Here is a 23,582-nt window from a genome sequence, read left to right as displayed (position 1 = left end):
TTTTTATTTGGTCAAAAAAAGGGTCTTTTGCATTATCTTGACATTTAAAGGATTTTTATGCGATTTAAAGTAGAAATCAACCAAGAACAAGCCTATCCAGTTATTCGCTTAATTGATACAATTACTGGTTGTATTGCAGAAATATTTGCATTTGGGGGAATCTTGAACGCCTTTCATATCCCATTAAACGGAAACACATTTAATTGCATTGATGGATTTAGCTCGGTGATGGAAGCCCAAGAAAGTATTACCACTGCGTTTAAAAGTGCTAAAATAAGTCCATTTGTTTGCCGACTTCACAAGGGAACCTACCAATTAAACGGAGAGAACTATACGATTCAAAAAAATTATTTAGGCGAACATGCTTTGCATGGTCTAATTTATGACGCTGTTTACGAGTTAGAAAGCACCAATGAATCAGATACTGCTGCAAGCATCCTATTAATTTATCATTATGCTAAAAATGATGCTGGCTATCCTTTTACGTTTGATATCAGCTTACGCTGGGAGTTAAGCCTTAACAACACTTTAGCCATTACTACAAGTATAAGTCATCAAAATAAGGATGCTATCCCTTACGCAGACGGATGGCATCCATACTTTAATTTGGGCGGACCTATAGACCAATATTCACTGCAATTTGATTCAGATACCATGTTAGAATTTGATGCAGATTTGATCCCAACAGGAAAAAAAATAAAAGACAATCGATTTATTGAAAAATATCCGTTGAATGAAATTTTTCTAGACAACTCCTTCGAATTAGCCGCCAATGGCAAATGCTTGCTTAGTAATGACCAATTTCAATTAAAAGTTATACCAGACGAAAATTATCCAATTTTACAAGTGTACACACCTGACCACAGAAACAGTATTGCCATAGAAAATTTAAGTGGTGCACCAGACAATTTCAATAACGGTATAGGTTTACTAATGTTATCCCCTAATAAAGAATACCAATTTAAAACAAGTTATCAGATTACAACCTTATAAATCAACTACAGCAGTCATAGAAATTTCAACATTCACTCCTCTAGGTAAACCCTTTACAGCAACGGTTTCTCGTGCAGGATAATCCCCATTAAAATAAGTACCGTACACTTCATTTACCTCGGCGAATAATGCCATATCACTTAAGAAAATAGTTGTTTTGACTATATGATCAAATGACAATTTTGATTCTTTTAAAACAGCTTCAATATTTTTCATCACTTGGTGTGTTTCTGCAGCAATACTGTCTTGAACCAAGATACCAGTTACTGGATCAAAAGCAACTTGACCACTCAAAAAAACAAAGCCATTTGCCTTTATTGCTTGATTATATGGGCCAATTGGCGCTGGTGCATTAGTTGTTTTTATCACTTGTTTAGACATAGTTCATTTTTTATGAAAGCAAATTGCTGCATTTTAATCAACCTACCAACCTAAATTTGCAACCTAAGCCCTTATATGCAAATAATTATCAAAGCAACGGATGAAATTTTTTCAACCTGGACTAGTAAGTTTAAAGTTGGTGAACATGACTTCATTCAATACCATTCTACAACTGCTTCATTACCTGAAGGAGATCTATTCATTGATACATGCTTTGAAGAAGAAGGACCTGCATTCTTATCCGTAACATCCGCAATGGTATTAGTAAACGCTGTAATTACTCCAACTATAACAATGCCTGAAAATTTTGCACGATATAATGGTTGGCGTGGATTTTTTGACCAACCAAAATTGGAAATTGCAGGCAATGCATACGCAATCAATAAAATTATTGAGCACTTAACAAAAGCGGGCATTGAGACGGTTGTATCTCCAGACGAAATAGGCATGATTTCACCTAGAGTAGTGTCAATGATTATTAATGAAGCCTATTTTGCATTAGCAGAAAATATCAGTTCAAAAGAAGAAATTAATACCGCCATGAAATTGGGGACCAATTATCCTTACGGACCTTTTGAATGGTGCGAATTAATTGGCTTTCAGAAGGTTTCAACCCTCTTGCAAAGCTTGGCAAAAACCAATGAACGTTACAGTTTAGCACCTGCATTTCAAATTATTTAACACATGGCTTTACTTTTAAATATAGATACTGCTACAAGCTATGCGGGTGTTTGCCTTAGCAGGGATAAAAGCATTTTAGCTTCTAGGTCTCATCATCAGCAGAAAGACCATGCTGCTTTTTTACAGCCAGCTATACAAGAGCTTATTGAAGAAACAGGCATTTCACTAAATGAAATAGACGCTGTTGCGGTAACCGGTGGACCAGGAAGTTATACAGGGATTCGCGTAGGATTAGCTTCAGCAAAAGGTATTTGTTATGCATTAAATAAACCCCTAATTATTGTTAATACCTTGGCAGTTATTGCCAAAGCAGCTATCGAAAATTCACATATAACAGCAATAGATAAAGACACGGTTATTTATGCCATGATTGATGCCAGAAGGATGGAAGTTTTTGGTGGGATTTACAACCAAGAGCTATTAACATTAAAAAATGCGCATGCAATAGTGCTTGATTCTGTCTTTTTTGAGGGGCTACTTTGTCATTCTAAAGTAATTTTTTGTGGAGACGGCTCCAAAAAACTTGAACAATTTACCCTACCAACTAACTATAGTATAGATAATTCGCAACATAATGTAAATCAAATGGTTACGATTTCAGAAAGCGAGTTTTTAGCAAAAAAATTTGCTGATTTAGCCTATGCAGAACCACTTTATATTAAAGAGTTTTATCAGCCGTTAAGGTCATAAAAGTTGTTGGAGAAAAACTAATGTGAATAACTGTAGTGTATACATTGTAAAAAAGCTAACTTTGTGTGAGTCATAATACCCCCAATATTACTAGACATGAACGCAACAATTCAATCAATCCTATTAAACAATGGCGCAGAGCCTGTGAAGGTAGATTTCCTTCAGGCCAAGAAGGCATCTTTGATCCTTCGCTCCATTAACCACAAGCTTCGACAGCAAATCATCAAACTTTTAGATGACCACGAGAAGATGACTGTTACAGAGCTTTATGTAAAACTTCGTTTAGAACAATCCGTAGCTTCCCAGCACCTGGCCATTTTACGACGAGCCGGTATTGTGAGCACTACCCGAGAAGGGAAATTCATTTATTACTCCGTTAATTACACCCGCTTAAACGATGTAGTTGGATTTGTGAAAGCATTGGTAGATTAATTACCTTTGCCGCAAATTCATTGCATGTTTATAAAACAATTATACACTGGATGTATCAGCGAAGCTGCGTACTATATCGAAAGTAATGGTATTGCTGCAGTAATTGATCCGCTTAGGGATATTGAATCTTATTTGGTATTAGCCAGTGAGCGGAATGCTCGTATTCAGTATATTTTTGAAACTCATTTTCATGCAGATTTTGTGAGTGGGCATTTAGATTTAGCAGCTGCTACTGGAGCTACCATAGTTTATGGTCCTAATACAATTACAAAATACCCTGTTTATATTGCTAAAGATGGAGAAACTTTTAGTCTTGGAAATATAAGCATTCAAGTATTACATACGCCTGGTCATACTTTAGAAAGTAGTTGCTACTTATTGAAAGATGAAGAGGGAAATAATAAAGCCATTTTCACTGGTGATACTTTGTTTGTGGGCGATGTGGGCAGACCAGATTTATCGCAGAAAAGTAATGAGTTAACTATGAACGATTTGGCAGGCATGCTCTACGAAAGTTTGCAACAAAAAATCATGCCTTTAGAAGATGATGTTGTGGTATATCCAGCGCATGGGGCTGGAAGCAGCTGCGGAAAAAGTTTAGGGGCGGAAACCTTTAGTACTATTGGAGTACAAAAGTCTAGCAATTATGCATTACAAGCTGAATCAAAAGAAACATTTATAAAAGCGGTTACGGAGGGATTAAATACGCCGCCAGCATACTTCCCTATTAATGCCAGTATCAACAAAGAGGGATATAGTAGTTTAGACAGCATTTTAGAAAAAGCAATGCAAGCTTTATCAATCAAGGATTTCAAAGAAAAGTTGGCAGACAATCCCATCATTTTAGATTCAAGACATCCAGATCGATTTATGCAGGGATTTGTTCCTGGCTCGATTAATATAGGACTGAACGGTCGATTTGCAGAATGGGCAGGCAGTTTGCTTCCATTTACACAGCCTATCGTTTTGGTTACAGAAGTTGGATCTGAAAAAGAGTCTGTCATTAGATTGAGCCGAGTTGGTCTAGACAATGTTGTAGGATATTTATCAGGTGGATTTGAAGCCTGGCAAAATGCAGGCGAAACAATAGATTTAATTATTGATGTTGAAGCAGATGAGTTAGCAATGGATCTTCCATTTGATGAGAATTTAGTAATTGTAGATGTTAGAAGAGAAACCGAATATGCCAACGAGCACGTAAAAGAAGCTATTAATATCCCCTTAGATCAATTAACCGACCCAGGAAGCATGGCTAATTTAGATGACCACCATAATATTTATATCCATTGTGCAAGTGGCTATAGAAGTGTAATTGCGGCATCAATGATTAAAAGACAGGGTATACACAATATCCGAAATGTGGTAGGAGGTATTGAAGCTATCAAAGGCTTCCCAGATAAATTTGAATTTGAAAAAGAAGCTGCTGTTTTAAACTAAGCTTATTTTATTTCAAGCGAAGCATGTTTGGTTGGATCAAAACTCCACTTCCATCTGCGATGACTCCAAAGATAATTAGCTGGTTTTAATTTAACCGCTTGTTCTACTTTGGCGGCATATATTTTGGTTAGTTCTCCATCTTTATATGAATGAGGATCAGAAGTAATTAACTCAAATTTGATTTCATAATAGCCTCTTTGCACTTTATAAAAATGGCAGAATACCACATGGGTATCATTCAATTTTGCACCTTTTTCAGGACCTAAAATAAAAGGAGTCAATCGGTTGAAAAACGGTACCCAATGGGCTTTCAGGTCACTAGGTGGATTTTGATCGGCTGCAAGCCCTAAAGCATACCGGTCTTTCACATAACTCCTGAATTGGTTTTTGAAATGATTGGTCGGTATAAGTATAGTGCCATTTTTAGCACGCATATCATAAATGATTTTATCCATTACTTTATTAGACAAAGGTTGATAAACCCCAACAAAAGGATACAAGCTATGTCTTGGAATCCAGTGATTTAAAAATTCCCAATTAAAAAAATGACCTGCTAATAATTGAACATTTTTACCTGAATGATATAATTCATTTAACACTTCTATGTTTCCAACTAAGCGCTTATCGGCTTCCTTGGTACTAATCGAAATCATCTTGATGGTCTCAACAATGGTATCAATAAAATTGTGATAAAAATCTTTAGCAATTCTGAGCCGTTCCTTTTCAGTCTTATCAGGAAACGCAATCAGCAAATTATTTAGCACCACTTTTTTTCTATAGCCAAACATATAAAATACCAAAACATACAAGCCATCTGCAATAAAATACATGACTCGCCAAGGCAATAGTGATAATAAATAAAACAATGGATAAATAATATTGTACATGGCCTTGGTGGCTTTAAAGAATTATATTCTGTAAAATAGGACTCTTTTCTTGGTGATCTGTATTATAATGAAGCCCTCTGCTTTCTTTTCTAAACTGCGCACTTTTTACAATAAGGTACCCCACTGTAATTAAATTACGCAACTCGCAAAGCTGAGGCGACACTTTAGTTGAACGATACAATTGTTCTGTTTCTTCAAACAATAAATCTAATCTTTTCATGGCCCTACTTAATCTCACATCGGTTCTTACAATACCTACATAATCACTCATGATTTGTTGCAACTCCTTTAAGCTTTGCGTAATCAAAATCATCTCCCTTGGCTCAGCAGTTCCTAATGCATTCCAATCCGGTAAATTTTCAACAAAATTTAACTGTGATATATTTTTGCAAGTGTCTATAAAGCACCTGTGCGCAAATACCATCGCCTCTAATAAACTATTGCTGGCTAATCGGTTTGCTCCATGTAATCCTGTACTTGCACATTCACCGCAAGCGTATAAATTTCGGATGGAAGTTCTACCCCATTCGTCTGTTTTTATACCTCCACAACTATAGTGAGCAGCAGGAGCAACGGGTATCATCTGTTTCATCACATCAATCCCAATAGATAAACATTTTTGATAAATATTAGGGAAATGATGAATGAATTTTTCTTTATCCATATGCCTACAATCCAAATAAACATGCTCCGTACCCGTTCGCTTCATCTCATTATCTATAGCGCGTGCTACTATATCACGGGGTGCCAAATCTTTTCTCTGATCATAACGCTCCATAAAAGCATCCCCTGCTTTATTTCGTAAGATTCCCCCATCGCCTCTAACAGCTTCTGTAATTAAAAAGGAAGGGGAAACACCTGGTTCATACAATGCGGTTGGGTGAAATTGAATGAACTCCATGTTTTCAATTTTGCCCTTCGCTCTATACACCATGGCAATACCATCTCCAGTTGCAATGGTTGGATTAGTTGTTGTTCTATATGCTTGTCCGCATCCACCAGAAGCCAACAATACAATCTTCGCAACAATTTTTTCTATTTGGTTAGATTGCAAATTCAAAACATACACACCGTAACAAGTAATATCGAGAGTAGACTTGGTCACTAAATAGCCCAAATGATGTTGGGTCAATAAATCAACCACAAAGCAATGGTTTAATAAATGGATATTGGGTAAAGCGGCTAACTGAGACAATAGCGCTCTCTCCATTTCCATACCAGTTACATCTTTATGATGTAAAATTCTATTCTCACTATGACCACCCTCTTTTCCTAAACTATAAATACCCGACTCGTCTTTATCAAACGAAGCCCCATATTCAATTATTTCCCTAATTCTTTCCGGTCCTTCGGTCACTACAATTTCAACAATGGATTCATTGCAAAGGCCATCGCCTGCAATCAGGGTGTCTTCAATATGTTTGCTAAAACTGTCTCTGCTCTCATCCCAAACACCAGCAATACCCCCTTGTGCATACTTAGTATTGGTTTCATCAGCCTGTGTTTTAGTAATTAGGATGATTTTTTTATCAGGAAATTCCTTTGCCACTTTTAATGCATAGGTCAATCCAGCAATACCTGAACCAATTACTAAAAAGTCGGTTTGATGCATACAACAAATTATAATGAACTATTCGGCTCTACCCAAGCACCATGTTCTTTCAATAGATTAATTAATTCGGATACTGCAATCTCGCTATCAATATTTCGTTTCATGATATCTTTACCCTTATACAAGGTAATTTTACCCACTCCGCTTCCAACATAACCAAAATCAGCATCCGCCATTTCACCAGGACCATTTACAATGCATCCCATGATGGCAATTTTTACCCCTTTTAAATGATTGGTTACATTTCTAATTTTAGCGGTGGTTTCTTGTAAATCAAACAATGTTCTACCACAGCTAGGACAGCTGATATATTCAGTTTTAGAAATTCTTGTACGGGTTGCTTGTAAGATACTGAATGCGGAAGAGTTGATGAATTGCTCAACAGAAGTGTTGTTCAAATAATTCCTACCACTGGTTTCCATTTCGCCTTCGCTTTGAGCCTGATAACTAGCGGCAGTCATTCCCAAACAAATACCATCACCCATTCCATCTAATAGCAATGAACCACATTCAGTAGCGTAGTGAATTAAATGTTCATCTGCTGTTTGCCAATTACTATCTGTTATAATTACTACAGGATTCTGAACTTGCAAATTCATTAATTCCATCATCATTCTTCTGATAGACTGCATTGCATTTGCATTGGTGCTGCTTAAACAAAGTACTACAGTAGTATCATTTGCAAACTCTTCCAAAAAAGTGTAGTCATTCACAGCTGTTGCATCATTGAAGCAATCGACCATAACAAAATTAATGGCATCGCTTTTACAATTTGCTTGCGCATAACCCGACCGATCAAATATGGGGAAATAGCTGTATTTGTCTACACATTCTTCATACGTAGCAGGATACACGATTACTTTTAATGTCCCAGGTAAGGGAAAATCGAGCAACTGGTTACCGGTGAAAATATAGTCTGCAGCAGCATCTCCGATTGCCCATTTATCTGTTGGCTCATCGTACTTGTATCCAATCGCTTCTAAGTGTGAAGGAGTAATTTTTGTAACCTTACTAAAGTCTGCAATCACTACAGGCACTTGGGTTCCGCCAATATTGCTTACCGCAAATGTTTTTCTTCTGCTATAATGAAACGGATCATAAGGCACTTTGGAAATGTCTGGAACAAGCCCATGCGTAACACCTGCACGATACTCAATACTGTATCGCTTAACCAAGTCTTTACATACAGGAATTTCTAATTCAGGGTCTTCGGTTAAACTTACCCGAACCGTATCTCCTATCCCATCTTCTAGTAAAGTACCTATACCTGCTGCACTTTTAACCCTTCCATCTTCACCATCACCCGCTTCAGTTACGCCTAAATGCAAAGGATAACATTCCCCAAACTCCGCTTCCATTTGCTGAACCAATAAGCGATAAGCCTGCACCATCACTTGAGGATTGCTGGCCTTCATACTCAAAATAATATTGTGATAGTCTTCTGAACGAGCAATACGCAAAAACTCCATAGCACTCTCCACCATACCGATGGGCGTATCGCCATACCTACTCATGATGCGATCACTTAAAGATCCATGATTGGTTCCAATACGCATGGCTGTTCCATGCTCTTTACAAATTAAAACAAGAGGTGTAAATCGTTCCCGAATACGTTCAATTTCTTCTAAGTATTCAGCGTCTGTATAGTCAATTTGTTCAAACTTTTTTTTATCGACGTAGTTGCCTGGATTTACCCTAACTTTTTCTACTATTCTAGCGGCAATTTCAGCAGCATTGGGAGTAAAATGGATATCAGCCACAAGTGGAGTAGTGTAGCCGCGTTTACGCAACTCGTCTTTAATATGCTGGAGGTTCTCAGCTTCCTTTTTTGAAGGGGCTGTAATTCTTACCAATTCAGCACCTGCTTCAATACAGCGAATGGTTTGTTCAACAGTTGCCATGGTATCCATGGTATCGGTTGTAGTCATGGTTTGTACCCTTATTGGATGACCATTGCCTAAAAGCAAATCGCCAATTTTTACTTCACGCGTTTTTAGTCTACTTAGTTGCGTTAAAGAATTACAGTATAGTTGCATAATTGGAATTATCTTTTTCCTTCAAAAAATCCTTGGTTGCTTAATATCTTTTTAAGCAAACTAATTCTAGTCTCTTCCATTGGAATATTGGAAGGACCTTCAACATTCAATACAAAAAAATAAGGATGTTTGTTTTCTTCGATCCAACCAACAACCCATCCCAATAGATCACCGTTCTCTTTATAAGTTAACCCAGTTTTATAGCTCAACTGATAATTGGCATTTGATTCTCTCAACATCATACGCTTTACAATCTCATGCGTTCTCTTTTGAAAAGGCAGTTGATTAAAAAACAAGCGTTTCATAATACCCAATTGTTCATCGGGCGTTAACTTGATGGTATTATTTAGCCAAAAGCTGTCAATAGATTTACCAATGGTGTGATTCCCATATTGTAAACTATCTAACCATAATTGCATAGTGTCTTTTCCAATTCTTCTTGCCACTTCTTGGTAATAGGGAACAATAGAATTTTTAAAAGCGTTCTCCATGGTTACAGCCGAATCCAATTGAATAGCCATTTTTTCATCTGATACTACTCCTGTCTCTAATGCAATTAATGAGTGAACCACTTTAAATGTAGAAGCTGGAGAGTAAGCGGAATCTTTATATCTATTTAAATTATAAATAGTGAAATCGCCAGCACCATTATCAAATAAAGCGAAAGTTCCTTTTACGCCTGCAGAATCAAAGTATTTTCCTAAAGCTTTATTCTCTTTAACATTATTGGGAGAACAAGCTGCAAAAAACAATCCAACACTAAATACCAATAATAATTTTCTCATATTTTCTTTATTTAATCACCCCCAATTCCTTCCCTACTTTAGTAAAAGCAGCAATGGCTTTGTCTAAGTGCTCCTGTTCATGAGCAGCACTTAACTGAACCCTTATTCTTGCCAAACCTTTAGCAACTACTGGATAAAAGAAGCCTATCACATAAACTCCTTCATCCAATAACTTTGCAGCAAAATTTTGTGCAATTACCGCATCGTATAACATAATAGGAACGATGGGATGATCACCTGGTTTTATATCAAAACCCGCTTCAGTCATTTTTGTTCTAAAATAGTTGGTATTGTATTCCAATTTGTCTCTTAAAGTAGTAGCAGCAGTAAGCATATTTAATACTGCAATAGAAGCACCCACAATACTTGGGGCAACCGTATTAGAGAAAAGATAGGGGCGGCTTCGTTGGCGAAGCATTTCAATAATCTCTTTTCTTCCAGAGGTAAATCCACCACTTGCTCCACCTAAGGCTTTACCTAGGGTGCCAGTAATGATATCAATCCTGCCCATCACTCCACGGTATTCATGGGTACCTCTTCCTGTTTTTCCTAAGAATCCAGATGAGTGACATTCATCTATCATTACAATGGCATCATATTGATCAGCTAAATCGCAAATTTTATCTAATTGAGCAATAGTCCCGTCCATGCTAAAGGAACCATCTGTTACAATGATTCTACTCCTGCAATTAGCAGACTCTTTTAACTTGGCTTCTAAATCTGCCATATTATTATGTTCGTAACGGAAACGCTGTGCTTTACATAAGCGAACTCCATCTATAATGGAAGCATGGTTTAAGGCATCACTGATGATGGCATCTTGCTCACCAAACAAAGGCTCAAAAACACCTCCATTGGCATCAAATGCCGCTGCATATAAAATGGTGTCTTCTGTTCCCAGAAAATCGGCCAACTTTTGTTCTAACTCTTTATGAATGTCTTGTGTACCACAAATAAAACGAACACTGCTCATACCATACCCATGGGTATCAATGGCTTTATGTGCTGCTTTAATCACATCGGGATGAGAAGAAAGACCCAAATAGTTATTGGCACAAAAGTTCAATACTTTTTTACCATTCACTATAATTTCAGGCCCCTGCTCACTAGTAATAACCCTTTCCTTTTTGAATAAACCTGCAGATTCAATTTCAGCCAATTCACTGGCAATTCTGGCAACAAATTTTTCGTTCATATTCCATTCATTAGAATGGCAAAGGTAGGGAAGTTCAAGCTTTTCTAGTCTGCAACAAACCGGTAGCCAACCCCTTTTATGGTAATAATTTGAAGATTAGGATCTTCTTTTAAATATCCTCTTAATTTGGTGATATAAACATCTAAGTTTCTGCTGTTGAAAAATGAATCATTTCCCCAGATATGGTTCAATAATTCCCTTCTTTGAATAAGCTCATTGGAGTTGAGGTAAAAATACTTCAACAATTCCGACTCTCTGTAAGATAATTTCCGAATATCCTTTCCAAAAATTAACATTTGTTTATGTGCATGAAACCTAAACTGGCCAATCATTACCTCCTCCTCTATACCTTTTAAAATTGCTATTTTAGGAATACGCAAAACATTATTTATACGAACAATCAACTCTTCTATACTAAAGGGCTTCCTTATATAATCGTTGCAGCCTATATTAAACCCCTTTACCACATCCTCGGTTTGCGTTTTAGCTGTTAAAAAAATAATGGGCATATCGTCTTGTAAATTTCGAATGGCAGTAGCCAACTCAAACCCATTTTTGTTGGGGAGCATAATATCTAACACGCATATATCAGGCGAGAATTGTTGAAATTGATGGATGACCTTAGCACCATCCATTTCCATTAATACTTCAAAACCTCTTTGCTCTAATGACTCTAATACAATTTTACCCAAGAACAACTCATCCTCAACATACAAAATCTTGATTGCCATAATAAACTAAGATGGATTAACATTAATGAGTTTGCTATCGGCTGCAGATATAGGCAATAGAACGGTAAATTCACTGCCTTTACCAAGTTCACTTTTTACGGAAATAGAACCCTTGTGTAGACGTATAATATGATTCACATAGCTCAAACCTAATCCATACCCTTTGATATTATGAAGGTCCCCAGTTGGTACACGGAAGAACTTATCAAAAATCTTATGTTGAAATTGTTTCGCAATACCAATACCATTGTCTATGATCTGCAACTCAACCAAATGATCAGTTGGCATTGACAAGTATAGTTTCACAACAGCATTATTACTACTGTATTTCAAAGCATTATCTAATAAATTATACAGCACACTTGATATATGTAATTTATCTGCTTCAATAAACAATTCTTGTAAAGACGTATTGAATTCAATGATGGCATTCTTTTTATCGAATTGAATTTTTATGCTATCTAAAATTTCTTCTACTAACAGTTTAAGATTGAACCACTCTTTGTTTAGGATAATTTTATCTGACTCAAACATCGATAATTTAAGGACTTTGTCTACTAGCAAACTGAGTCGTTGCATTTCTGCAGAAGAAATGGCCAAATATTCTTTTGTTCGCTCGGGATTTTGCAAAGCATTGAAATTTCGCAAAGCTTCTATTGCAACATTTACGGTAGCAATGGGCGTTTTAAGCTCATGGGTAATATTGCTGATAAACTCATTTTTAAAAATGGCTAATTTTTGTTGTGCAACTAAATTTCGATATAAAAAAATAAAAGCGATTGATATAAATGAAATTAATAGCAACGAGAGAAAAGCTTGTGGCAAAATTTTGATCAAAATAAATACAGTTGGATTATCAAACTTTGCTTGATACCATTTTGGTTGAGTAAACCCAACTGTAGCAATATTGGTTCTGTAAAAGTTGGATGAAACGGTATCTTTAAGATGCAATGAATCAAATAAACCTGTCTTAGTTTTAAATATCAAATCAATACCAGACTTCTTTAAACTAAGAGCATAAGCTGAATCAAGGTCTTTAATCGAAAGCGAGTCAGCTACCGCAACACTTCTAGAAAACAAACTAATAAAGGAACGGTTGGAAGCAAGCGCTGATGTATTCTTAGATAAACGTATTGCCTGAGGACTTTTATCTTTTTTTGAGGGAAGTTTTGTCAAGTTGATCGCTTGATGAACAACAAAAGAATCTGGCATTATTTTTTTAGAAACAAGAGAATCTCCATTTTTTTTAACCAGCCACTGACGAATATTCGTTAAGCTGTCATTTGTACGAATTGACAAAGAAGGTTGATTGGGATGGACCCTAATACTCATTATTGAAGATGGCTTTGGCAAAAGCGTATCTAAAAAAGAACTTAATATATTAGTATCAGTGGGTTGTTTTTGTGTAATGGTGATTTGCTTAACAAATGTGTCACGCAACAGGCCTTTCATCATTTTCACCAAACCTGTGTCACGCAACAAGCTTGGTCTTACACTATCTCGTTCCTTCAATAAAGCATTTGCAGCTTCTAAAGCAAATAAGTTATTGCCTTTTCCGGCATTTAAAAAAAGCGTATCAGATTTAAATCGATTGACTTGCATGGTGTACACCAATTCCTTAAAAAGTAAATCTGCTTGCTTTAAGGTGCTTTCTTTTTCTTCTTGATAAATAAGACTTATCCAATAACATTGAAATGCTACAATCAGCGCAATTGCACTGATCATTATCCATCTTGAAATAGTCAATTTCGTCATAGCTCAATACAAATATAATCTTGAAAAGCACCACTAAGTGTCTCATTAACCTTAATTAACCTTAGTGAAAGGCAGTTTAACACAGCAAGAAATAGTTTTGAATCCTAAAACAAGTAATATGAAAAAATGGATAACAGCGTCTATGCTACTAAGCTGCTCAACTTTATTGGCACAACAAAAAGAAGGTACCATTCTTTACGAAAAAAAAGTGAACCTACACAAAACCATTCAAAATGAACAAATGAAAGCAATGATGCCTGAATTTAGAACGAGTAGGCATCAATTGCTATTTAGCGACAGTGTTTCAATCTATCGAATGATACCGGAAGTTGAAGCGCCAGATCCATTTTCTTCTAGAAGTGGCGGTACCGTATTTGTCAGTGTAGGTGGTGGTGCTGATGGTGGTGACCTTTACAAGAATTTTGCTCAATCAAAGGGAATACAATCCTCAGATCTTGGTGGAAAAACATATTTAATACTTGACACATTGAAACCAGAGCCATGGAAAATGACAGAGGAAACAAAAAAGATTTTAGGATTTACTTGTTATAAAGCAACACGAAAAATTAAACAAACACAAAGAGCAGTTATTCGAACATTTGGTGGACCGTCTGAAAATAGTAATGATACTACCAACAAACAAGCGAGTCCTGAAATAAAAGAAATTGAAATAGTTGCTTGGTTTACCAACGATATTATTACCCCGGCAGGACCAGAAAATTATGGCCAATTGCCAGGGTTAATTTTAGAAGTAGATTTCAACAACGGCACAACGGTTTTCACTGCTACAGAATTCAAGAAAACTGTCAATAAAAAAGAATTGAAAGAACCCCAGAAGGGTAAACCAATTAGCAGGCAAGAATATCAAAAAATCATGTTTGATTTGATGAGTTCACAAGCACCAGGTGGATTTAAAATCAATAGGAATTAGTAGATAAAATGAAGAGCCCCTTGAAAATCAAGGGGCTCTTTTTTACCGAAAACCAAATTTAAAAACTACGAATAACAACATTAGTACCATTACCTCCAGCCGATCTGTTCAAGCGATAACTAAAACTCAACAGGAAGTATCTTTGTAAAACATTATATCGGGTATCTTGAATAAAATTTTGATTCGCTGTTCTATTAATCCCAATATTTTTATTCAAGACATCTAAAACAGTAAATTTCAATTCGCCCCTTTTTTGCTTTAAAAAGCTTTTTGCCAGAGAAATATTCCAAAAAGGAACGCTTGTATTAAATCCATCTGCTCTTCCAGTATTAATGGTATAGTCGAGCGTATTATTCATTACAAATCCTTTAGGTAAAAAATTGGTGATATCAAGACCGTATACTTGTTGAAAGAATCGGTTATTCAGTTGTGGCTGCAAAGAGTATTTAGCTTGATTGATATTAACTCTAGCAGTTAAATGAATTTCTAAAGTTGTATCCAGTGAAAACTGGTAACCAATATTGGGTGTTAAACTAATATTATCAATGATATTTTTTTGGTCATTAATAAAACTGATATTTCTAAAGCTGGACCCACTTAGTCCAATATCAACCCTAGACTTCAATTTTTTCAGCGGGAAACCTGCATTGAAATTTCCTACTAAGAAGGAATTTCCATTTGCATTTACTGGCATCGTTATTCTTGAACCATTTGGCAAAATTCTATCGGAATTCACAAATGCATTATTGATTCTTGAATAGGAAAGAAATGAAAACACATTTCTTTGTGTATAAATATTAAATGAAGAAAAATTAATTGCCAATGATTGGGTATAACTGCGCCTTAAGTTAGGATTTCCAGTATAGGTATTGAGTGGATCGCTGATGTCTGCAACTGGCTGTAACTGTTGCGTAGAAGGTTGATTTGTTGATGTATTATAATTTATTCCTAAACTAACAGAAGGTTTTAATTTGAATTGAACAGAGAGCATGGGCAATACATCAGTAAATGTTTGCCTAATCGTATTTGAATTAGTTTTATTCACACTTTCCATTGATGCAACCTGCAAACTTGCACCAGTAGTTAAACTCAACTTTTTGAAATTAGATCTAAAATTTAGCCCTCCACCTCCATAAGTATACACACTTCTAAAATGATTACTTAAAAGCGTATTTACTTGATCATACTTACCGTTTCCATTATTAAAATCGAAAGTATTTCTTTTACTTTCTCCTGTACTAATATTATAAAAAGTACTGAATTCCAATAATGATTTTAAACCAATACCCTCTGTATAGATAATATTTCCACCAATATTATTTGTTATTGCATCCCGATTATTGATTTGCTTGGTAATTGAATCTGGCAAAGGAATACCCGAATTGTAAAAGCGATTAATGGTGGTTAAATTACCGTCTTGTTTACTATCATTATAAGCCAAACTAGCATTAGAAGAAATCGTCCTGCCATGCTTTTTAAATTTCTTCCTAAATAATAAATTGCCATTAAAATTCACCGCATTTGACTGACTAACTAAATTGGTACTTCCTTCATTAAGTTTGACTTGTTGGTCATTAACCGACCGATAACTACTGGTTGAGTTGGTAGTGTTATCTTGAACGGTTAGTTGTGGGGTAAATCGTAAAGAAGAGGAAGAATCAATTTTCTGGTCTAGAATAGCACTAATTTTTTTCTGTTTATTATGATTGATATTACTGCTATTAGCCGTATAATCAAAAGTATTTCCAGGCAATAAATTTCGCCGATTGATTGTTCTATATGTTTGAAGGTTTACATCACTAAGAATACCATTGACATTTAAATCGGTTCGCTTGTTCCAATTGTTATTATAATTTAAACCACCTGCAAATGTTTGCGCAATACCCTGTTGATTGGGACCCATGCCAGTGATGGGCAATCCTCCACCAGATTCATCATTATTACCTGTGCGAATCGATACGCCTCCACCATTGCGCATCCCTCTTGCTAATTCGCCGGTAAAATTTAATACATCTCCAATGGAGAATCCCTGCTTATTGGTATTATTGCCCATACCGATAAGCGAAAGTTGTTTGTCGCCACTAAAGCGGTTAATATTCGTTTGGCCCTCAAATCTGTCTTTATTTCCGCCCCCAACAGTGACCCTTCCAAAAGTGGCGTTATTTCTGTCTTTTTTCAGTTTTAAATTAATCGCTTTTTCTGATTGACCATCTTCAACCCCTGTAAAAGCTGCTTGGTCACTTTTACGATCATATACCTGCACCTTATCAACCGCATCCGCATCTAAATTCTTAGTTGCCAATTTAGGGTCGCCTGTAAAAAACTCTTTACCATTAACCATAAAGCGATTCACTCTTTGCCCGTTTACTTTAACGGTACCATCCCTATCTACTGTTACACCGGGTAATTTCTTCAGTAAATCTTCAACAACCGCATTGGGTTGTGTTTTAAAATTTTCTGTATTAAATTCAATGGTATCATTATTGATGATGACAGGAGGCCTTCTTGCGGTAACGGTTACATCCCCTGCATGAACTAAATCAGTTAAATTGATCCGGCCTAAATTTAACTGTTCTATAGCCTTTATTTGAATTGGCTTCCAAACTGGCAAGTATCCCACATAAGAAAAAGAAAGTAGATAGTTCCCCTTTGGCAAACCCGACAATTTGAATTTACCTGAAGAGTCTGCTCTTGCAAAACTTACAAGGGTAGAATCTTTCTGTTGCACTATTGACACGGTGGTATATGCCAACCCCTTCCCCGCAATTGAGTCAACAACTTCTCCGTAAATTGTTGCAGTGGTTTGTTGTGCATTTAAAGCCCAAGAAAAACATATCCCAAGCATAAAAAAACCGATTAGCTTCATACAAAATATTTAGTGTACGAAGCTAATCGGCTAAGCCCCAAATAAGGGTTAACTAACTTTTCTTAAAGGTTAATAAAGGTTAAAAAACTATTCAACCCCTAACAATTCTACTTCAAAAATGAGTAAAGAACCTGGAGCAATTTTATCTCCTTTTTGTTGGTCTCCATAAGCCAAATCAGCTGGGATATAAAACTTCCATTTACTGCCTACAGTCATTAACTGTAGCCCTTCTTGCCAACCCAAAATTACATTCCCTAAAGGAAAAGTAACTGGCTCTCCTCTTTCAACAGAGCTGTCAAAGATTTCACCACTAATCACGGTTCCATGATAATGGCACTTTACTTTATTCGTCAGTTTTGGCTTAATCGTATCAGTACCATTTTTAATTACCTCATATTGTAATCCACTAGGAAGAGTAACTACCCCTGGCTTCTTTGCCATTTTGGCTTGAAAGGCTTTACCAGCTTCTCGTGCAACGGTTGACTTTTCTGCACTCAATTTCTGCTGATAATTCCCAATACACAAGTCTAATAACTCATCTGCAATAATCGATTTTTTACCCGCAAAACCATCGGTGATTCCTTTTTGGAACATTGCCGCAACCAAAGGATCTAATCCTTGAGATTTTAAGTTTTGGGCTATTCTAACACCCAATGCATAACTCGCACTGTCCGCCGATGACTTAAAAATGACAGCCCCTGCAGGTGCTTTAGCAACAGGTTTTGTTGCAGTTTTCACATTACCAGGTGTTTTAACTGGCGACTTTACTGCCGGCTGCGCCTGAGCATGCGTAACTGATACCAATGTTCCTAAAACTAATAAACTAAGTATTTTTTTCATTTGATATTTTATAAATGGTTTGCAAATTAAGTCAAAAGTAATTGAAAGGCTGTTGTTGCTTTGCTAAATTGAAAACGACTCATTATTTGATTCATCATTCCTTTAATTTCCTCGTTGCAGAGATTCCCCATACTGCCTTCATGACTATGATTTACGGAGGTTGAATAATTAAATTCCCCCTTTTCTATGGCATTCCCAATCTGCTGATAAGCATCCCGAAAAGGAAGCCCTTGTAAAACCAATTTATTTACCTCTTCAACACTAAACATATATTGGAATTTAGGGTCATCGGCAATATTTGGTGTTATCTGAATATGACTAAACATCAAAAGCATCATTTCAATACAATTATTCAATTCAGAAAAAGCAGGGAACAAATTTTCTTTTAATAATTGCAAGTCACGTTGGTATCCCGAAGGCAGGTTGGTAGTCATTAAACTAATTTCATTAGGCAATGCTTTTATTCTATTGCAGTAAGATCTGGTCAATTCAAAAACGTCTGGATTTTTTTTATGCGGCATGATACTAGAACCAGTGGTTAATTCTGCAGGAAAACTAATAAATGCAAAATTTTGGTTTAAATACAAACAAGCATCCATACTTATTCTGGCTAAAGTATCAGCAATATTTGCCAATGCAGTTGCCACGATTCTTTCTGTTTTACCTCTTCCCATTTGGGCGTACACCACATTATAATTGAGCTGATCAAAACCCAATAAATCAGTGGTCATTTTTCGGTTTATCGGGAAGGAGGAACCATAGCCAGCAGCAGAACCTAGTGGGTTTTTATTAACCACCGTATAAGCAGCTTCAAGCATAGTTAAATCGTCTACCAAACTTTCCGCATATGCTCCAAACCAAAGACCGAAAGAAGAGGGCATAGCCAATTGCAAATGGGTATACCCTGGCAATAAATGGTTTTTATATTCTTCACTTTTTTGTTGCAACAATTCAAACAATTGAAAAGTTGATTCGGCTATCGTTTTAATTTCAGCTCTTAAGTACAACTTAATATCTACCAATACTTGGTCGTTCCTACTTCTAGCACTATGGATTTTTTTACCTACATCACCCAGTTTTTGCGTGAGCACCAACTCTACATAAGAATGAATATCTTCTACCCCATCTGGAATCACAAAATCAGGTTGGATCACCAATTGATAAATTACTTGCAACTCTTTAACTAATGCTAGCATTTCTTGATGAGTTAATAAACCAATACTGGCCAGCATCTTAACATGAGCTATTGAACCCAACACATCAAAAGGCGCCAAGAAGATATCGAAGTCTTTGTCTTTTCCAACAGTAAATTTCTCTACGGCTTGAGTGGTATTGGTATTGCTTTTACTCCAAAGTTTCATAATACCTCATTTAATAAGTTGATATAAAATTCAATTCCCTTTTCAATTTCCAATAAATAAATAAACTCATCAGCTGTATGACTTCTTGCACTATCTCCTGGTCCTACCTTTAAAGCTGGAAAAGGCATTAGGGCTTTATCACTAGTGGTGGGACTTCCATAACAAATACTTCCCAATGATTCCCCAGCTTTTACTATTGGATGATTGGGAATAATTAAAGTTGATTTTATACGCGTGCTACGAGGTGTAATTTGCGCGTTCAAACTCGCTTTTAACTTATCCAATATTTCTTCAAATTGGTACAATTCATTCACACGAATATCAATCAAGTATTCAGCAGAAGCAGGCACCATATTGTGTTGCTTATTTTCTGTATTAAAAGAAGTAACAGTCATTTTAACTGGGCCTAATAACTCACTCACTTTTTCAAATTCATATTGCCGAATCCATTCAATATCTTTTACCGCTTTATATAATGCATTTTCCCCTTCGTTTCTTGCCGCATGACCTGCAATACCAGTTGTTTTTGCATCTACTACCATGAGACCTCTTTCAGCAATAGCCAAGTTTAATAAGGTAGGTTCGCCTACAATTGCAAATTCAATAGGGGGTAATTGGGGGATCAATGCCTCTACACCATTCTTGCCTGATATTTCTTCTTCCGCAGTTGCAGCAATAATCAAATTATACGCTAAATCAGCTTTGCCATAATAGTAAACAAAGCAAGCAAGTAAAGAAACTAAGCACCCTCCAGCATCATTACTTCCTAAGCCATATAATTTATCTTCTTTAATAATGGGTTCAAATGGATTTAACTGGTAACCACTATTAGGCTTAACGGTATCATGGTGTGAATTCAATAAAATAGTAGGCTTATTGATATCAAAATGCAAATTCGTTGCCCAAATATTATTTCCTTGTTGTTGAAAAGGGATTTGCTTTTTCTGCAAAAAACTGGCTATACAAGCAGCAGTTGCAGCTTCTTCTTTACTAAAAGAAGGAATGGCAATCAGTTGTTTTAATAAATCAATTGCTTCGGTATATAGTACTTTTATCTCATCCATGTTGAATGGTTGTTCCAGCTTTACCAATAATTAGTGCTGCTAATTCATCTGCATTTCCAATTACTACTTTTGCAACACCTTGTTCAATTGCAGTAAACGCATTATCTAATTTAGGAATCATTCCAGCAAATATTTGCTGCCGATCTTTTAGTATTTGATAATAGTTTGAATCAATTTTTGGAATAACTGAATCTTCATTATTAATATCTAACAAAACGCCTTTTTTCTCAAAAGAGTAAATAAGTATCGTCTCATAAAGTGCACTCATTGCTGTAGCTATGGATTGCGCGATGGTATCTGCATTGGTATTCAATAATTGACCTTTACCATCATGTGTAATAGGAGACACTACTGGAACCAAGCCCTGTTGAACAAGTACATGAAAAAAAGCAGTATTAACTTCATCAATATCTCCCACAAATCCGTAGTCAGTTGATGTTTTATTTATGCGCTTATGCGCGAGAATTGCATTGGCGTCTGATCCGGTTAAACCAATAGCATTTGTACCATAATGTTGTAATTGAGCTACAATATTCTTGTTGATATTGCCAGCATAAACCATGGTAACTATTTTCAAGGTTTCCGTATCAGTAATTCTTCTCCCATCTACCATTTGCTGCTGAATTCCCATTGCCTCAGCTATTCTAGTTGCCAACTTACCTCCTCCATGAACCAATAGCTTTGATTGCTTTATTGCAGCAAAAGTTTTCAGAAAATGCTGAAGCGCATGATCATCATCAACAATATTACCTCCAATTTTAACAATGATCAGTTGGCTCATTTGATTGATTTAAGGTATTTAATATTGCTGCAAGTACGGCTTGTGCAGCCCAAACACGATTACCTGCTTGTTGTGTAACCAAACTATTTGGACCATCTAAAATTTCATCACTTAGTTCAATATTTCTTCTAACAGGTAGGCAATGCATTATTTTAGCTTGATTGGTGAAAGCTAATTTTTCATTCGTCAACATCCAATTAGTATTAGCAGGCAAAATCTCTCCATATTGCTCGTAACTACTCCAATTTTTTACATAAACAAAATCAGCATTTTTTAAAGCTTCCTCTTGCTCATGAATAATGGTTGCGCCATTGGTAAATTGTTCGGCCAACTCATACCCTTTAGGGTGAGTGATTACAAAATTGGCATTACCCCAAGCATTCACCCACTGTGCAAAACTATTGGCTACACATTGTGGCAATGGTTTAATATGTGGCGCCCATGTTAAAACCACTTTAGGTTTATGCATTGCACCTATCTGCTTAATTGACTCTTGAATTGTAATAATATCGGTTAAAGATTGTAAGGGATGTAAGGTTGCGCTCTCTAAACTTACTACTGGCACCCCTGCAAAACGAATAAACTGTTTGATAAACATTTCACTATAATCATCTGCTCTATTTTTGAGCGCAGGAAATGTTCTAATGGCTAATATATCAAAATACTGACCCAATACCGGAGCCGCGTCTTTAATATGCTCCACAGTTGTACCATTCATAACAGCCCCCTCTTGAAATTCTAAAGCCCAGCCTTCCTTGTCTACATTAAATACAATTGCTTCCATGCCTAAATTAGCGGCAGCAACTTGTGTACTCAATCTTGTTCTTAAACTAGGGTTTAAAAAAAGTAATCCTATTCGTTTTCCTTTACCTAATTGAGCATCGAGAAAAGGGTTCAACTTGTACTGCAAAGCATTGTCTACAAGTTGCTGAATACTGGTAACATCGGTTGCAGAAATAAAGTGGTTCATATTTATTCAGCATTGGTTTGTATTTCAAGAATTGCTTCTTTTAAAGCCTCTAAAAACTCATCTGCTTGTTTTCGTGAAAGCGCTAATGAAGGCAATAGTCTAATCACATTGGGTTTTGCTTCGCCTGTGAAAATATTGTACTGTTCAAGTAATAGTTTTTTTAACCCTTTCATTTTTTCCGGAACATCAAACCCAATCATCAAGCCCCTTCCTCTAACGTTTTCAATCCCCTCTATAGCTTTTAATTGATTCATCAAATACATCCCTCTTTGCTTAGCAATACTCATCAAATTTTCTTCCTCCATTACTTCTAAAACAGCCAAGGCTGCAGCGCATGCTAAATGATTGCCACCAAAAGTAGTACCCAACATTCCATGTTTAGATTGAATATGCGGTGCAATTAAAATACCACCAATTGGAAAGCCATTCCCCATACCCTTTGCCATTGAATAGATATCGGCATTTACTTCAGCTATATCGTGTGCAAAAAATTGGCCCGTTCTTCCATATCCACATTGTACACTATCTGCTATATAAACCGATCCATTTTGATCACATAAATTTCTGATCAATTTTAAGAAAGGAATAGTAGCTGGTACAATTCCCCCTACTCCTTGAATACCTTCAATAATGACTGCCGCAATTTCTGAACCATGTGCTTTAAAACAAGCATCTAGAGCAGCTTCATCATTAAAAGGCAGAAAAATAATATGATTGGTTTCATTTACTGGCGCAACAATAGAGGGATTATCAGTAGCCGCTACAGCCAAAGAAGTTCTACCATGAAATGATTTAGAAAATGCAATTATTTTTTTTCTTCCTGTATGAAAAGAGGCAAGCTTTAATGCATTTTCATTTGCTTCAGCCCCACTATTACATAAAAATAGCTGATAGTCGGTTTTACCACTGACTACTCCCAGCTTATCCGCCAGCTCTTGTTGCAATGGAATAACAATTGAATTAGAATAGAAGGCAATTTTTTCCAATTGAGCTTCAATACGCTTTACCCAATGAGGGTGGGTGTGGCCAATACTAATCACTGCATGTCCACCATACATATCAAGATACTGGACACCATTATTATCCCACACATAAGAACCTTGAGCCCTATTAATGGTGATATTGTTCAAGGGATATACATCAAATAATTTCAT

The 23,582-nt window shown here is 36.2% G+C and carries 21 protein-coding genes; 6 read left to right on the top strand and 15 right to left on the bottom strand.

The annotated features are described in order from the left end of the window. The first annotated feature begins 57 nt into the window (after nt 1-57). On the top strand, nt 58-993 hold the full coding sequence (locus ACTIEI_RS05345; RefSeq protein ID WP_439505251.1) for an aldose 1-epimerase: 936 nt from the start codon (nt 58-60) through the stop codon (nt 991-993). Here the strand turns inward: ACTIEI_RS05345 and ACTIEI_RS05340 are convergent. Beyond that, nucleotides 988-1,374, bottom strand: a complete 387-nt coding sequence (locus tag ACTIEI_RS05340; protein WP_439505250.1) for a RidA family protein — start codon at nt 1,372-1,374, stop codon at nt 988-990. The genes ACTIEI_RS05345 and ACTIEI_RS05340 overlap by 6 nt on opposite strands. Nucleotides 1,375-1,449: 75 nt before the next feature. On the opposite strand from ACTIEI_RS05340, the gene ACTIEI_RS05335 reads away from it, so the two are divergent. From ACTIEI_RS05335 to ACTIEI_RS05320, 4 genes are all read left to right on the top strand, one after another. Beyond that, nucleotides 1,450-2,055, top strand: a complete 606-nt coding sequence (locus ACTIEI_RS05335; RefSeq protein ID WP_439505249.1) for a 3-hydroxyacyl-CoA dehydrogenase family protein — start codon at nt 1,450-1,452, stop codon at nt 2,053-2,055. Nucleotides 2,056-2,058: 3 nt separating this feature from the next. After that, nucleotides 2,059-2,745, top strand: a complete 687-nt coding sequence (gene tsaB / locus ACTIEI_RS05330; protein ID WP_439505248.1) for a tRNA (adenosine(37)-N6)-threonylcarbamoyltransferase complex dimerization subunit type 1 TsaB — start codon at nt 2,059-2,061, stop codon at nt 2,743-2,745. 96 nt (nt 2,746-2,841) lie between these two features. After that, complete coding sequence (locus tag ACTIEI_RS05325) at nt 2,842-3,177, top strand: ArsR/SmtB family transcription factor (protein WP_439505247.1); 336 nt, start codon at nt 2,842-2,844, stop codon at nt 3,175-3,177. 24 nt (nt 3,178-3,201) lie between these two features. Next, the gene (locus ACTIEI_RS05320) at nt 3,202-4,614 is read left to right on the top strand and encodes an MBL fold metallo-hydrolase (protein WP_439505246.1); all 1,413 of its coding nucleotides are present in this window, start codon (nt 3,202-3,204) and stop codon (nt 4,612-4,614) included. Nucleotides 4,615-4,616: 2 nt separating this feature from the next. Here the strand turns inward: ACTIEI_RS05320 and ACTIEI_RS05315 are convergent, their stop codons facing one another. From ACTIEI_RS05315 to ACTIEI_RS05285, 7 genes are read right to left on the bottom strand one after another with little or no spacing between them, the layout of a single operon-like run. Beyond that, nucleotides 4,617-5,501 carry a lysophospholipid acyltransferase family protein gene (locus ACTIEI_RS05315; RefSeq protein ID WP_439505245.1) on the bottom strand — a complete coding sequence of 295 codons (885 nt, stop codon included), beginning with the start codon at nt 5,499-5,501 and terminating at the stop codon, nt 4,617-4,619. A gap of 13 nt (nt 5,502-5,514) precedes the next feature. Next, nucleotides 5,515-7,113 (bottom strand): L-aspartate oxidase, encoded by a 1,599-nt coding sequence (nadB, locus tag ACTIEI_RS05310; protein ID WP_439505244.1) that lies wholly within the window; start codon nt 7,111-7,113, stop codon nt 5,515-5,517. Nucleotides 7,114-7,121: 8 nt separating this feature from the next. Beyond that, the gene (ispG, locus tag ACTIEI_RS05305) at nt 7,122-9,149 is read right to left on the bottom strand and encodes a (E)-4-hydroxy-3-methylbut-2-enyl-diphosphate synthase (protein ID WP_439505243.1); all 2,028 of its coding nucleotides are present in this window, start codon (nt 9,147-9,149) and stop codon (nt 7,122-7,124) included. A gap of 8 nt (nt 9,150-9,157) precedes the next feature. Continuing rightward, nucleotides 9,158-9,934, bottom strand: coding sequence for a penicillin-binding transpeptidase domain-containing protein (locus tag ACTIEI_RS05300; RefSeq protein ID WP_439505242.1), 777 nt, complete (start codon nt 9,932-9,934; stop codon nt 9,158-9,160). Between the two features lie 7 nt (nt 9,935-9,941). Continuing rightward, on the bottom strand, nt 9,942-11,129 hold the full coding sequence (kbl, locus tag ACTIEI_RS05295; RefSeq protein WP_439505241.1) for a glycine C-acetyltransferase: 1,188 nt from the start codon (nt 11,127-11,129) through the stop codon (nt 9,942-9,944). Nucleotides 11,130-11,173: 44 nt separating this feature from the next. Next, nucleotides 11,174-11,860 carry a response regulator transcription factor gene (locus tag ACTIEI_RS05290; protein ID WP_439505240.1) on the bottom strand — a complete coding sequence of 229 codons (687 nt, stop codon included), beginning with the start codon at nt 11,858-11,860 and terminating at the stop codon, nt 11,174-11,176. A gap of 6 nt (nt 11,861-11,866) precedes the next feature. Then, the gene (locus ACTIEI_RS05285; protein ID WP_439505239.1) at nt 11,867-13,615 is read right to left on the bottom strand and encodes a sensor histidine kinase; all 1,749 of its coding nucleotides are present in this window, start codon (nt 13,613-13,615) and stop codon (nt 11,867-11,869) included. 118 nt (nt 13,616-13,733) lie between these two features. On the opposite strand from ACTIEI_RS05285, the gene ACTIEI_RS05280 reads away from it, so the two are divergent. Further along, on the top strand, nt 13,734-14,546 hold the full coding sequence (locus tag ACTIEI_RS05280) for a GLPGLI family protein (RefSeq protein ID WP_439505238.1): 813 nt from the start codon (nt 13,734-13,736) through the stop codon (nt 14,544-14,546). A 58-nt stretch (nt 14,547-14,604) separates the two neighbouring features. Here the strand turns inward: ACTIEI_RS05280 and ACTIEI_RS05275 are convergent, their stop codons facing one another. The 7 genes from ACTIEI_RS05275 to ACTIEI_RS05245 all read right to left on the bottom strand — a co-directional run bounded on the left by ACTIEI_RS05275 (nt 14,605) and on the right by ACTIEI_RS05245 (nt 23,582). Beyond that, nucleotides 14,605-17,412, bottom strand: coding sequence for an outer membrane beta-barrel protein (locus ACTIEI_RS05275; RefSeq protein ID WP_439505237.1), 2,808 nt, complete (start codon nt 17,410-17,412; stop codon nt 14,605-14,607). An 87-nt stretch (nt 17,413-17,499) separates the two neighbouring features. Further along, nucleotides 17,500-18,252 (bottom strand): FKBP-type peptidyl-prolyl cis-trans isomerase, encoded by a 753-nt coding sequence (locus ACTIEI_RS05270; RefSeq protein ID WP_439505236.1) that lies wholly within the window; start codon nt 18,250-18,252, stop codon nt 17,500-17,502. A 26-nt stretch (nt 18,253-18,278) separates the two neighbouring features. Further along, nucleotides 18,279-19,613 (bottom strand): argininosuccinate lyase, encoded by a 1,335-nt coding sequence (argH, locus tag ACTIEI_RS05265; protein WP_439505235.1) that lies wholly within the window; start codon nt 19,611-19,613, stop codon nt 18,279-18,281. Next, nucleotides 19,610-20,677, bottom strand: a complete 1,068-nt coding sequence (locus tag ACTIEI_RS05260; RefSeq protein ID WP_439505234.1) for a M20 family metallo-hydrolase — start codon at nt 20,675-20,677, stop codon at nt 19,610-19,612. The genes argH and ACTIEI_RS05260 overlap by 4 nt, the downstream gene beginning before the upstream one ends. After that, nucleotides 20,670-21,458 (bottom strand): acetylglutamate kinase, encoded by a 789-nt coding sequence (argB, locus tag ACTIEI_RS05255; RefSeq protein ID WP_439505233.1) that lies wholly within the window; start codon nt 21,456-21,458, stop codon nt 20,670-20,672. Before argB ends, ACTIEI_RS05260 begins: the two co-directional genes overlap by 8 nt. Next, nucleotides 21,436-22,428 (bottom strand): N-acetylornithine carbamoyltransferase, encoded by a 993-nt coding sequence (locus tag ACTIEI_RS05250; protein WP_439505232.1) that lies wholly within the window; start codon nt 22,426-22,428, stop codon nt 21,436-21,438. Before ACTIEI_RS05250 ends, argB begins: the two co-directional genes overlap by 23 nt. A gap of 2 nt (nt 22,429-22,430) precedes the next feature. Then, a complete protein-coding gene (locus ACTIEI_RS05245) occupies nt 22,431-23,582 on the bottom strand; it encodes an aspartate aminotransferase family protein (protein ID WP_439505231.1) in 1,152 nt (383 codons plus the stop codon).

This window comes from Sediminibacterium sp., from assembly GCF_051860225.1.
Classification (GTDB): domain Bacteria; phylum Bacteroidota; class Bacteroidia; order Chitinophagales; family Chitinophagaceae; genus Sediminibacterium.
This window is presented reverse-complemented; position numbering and strand designations above follow the sequence as displayed.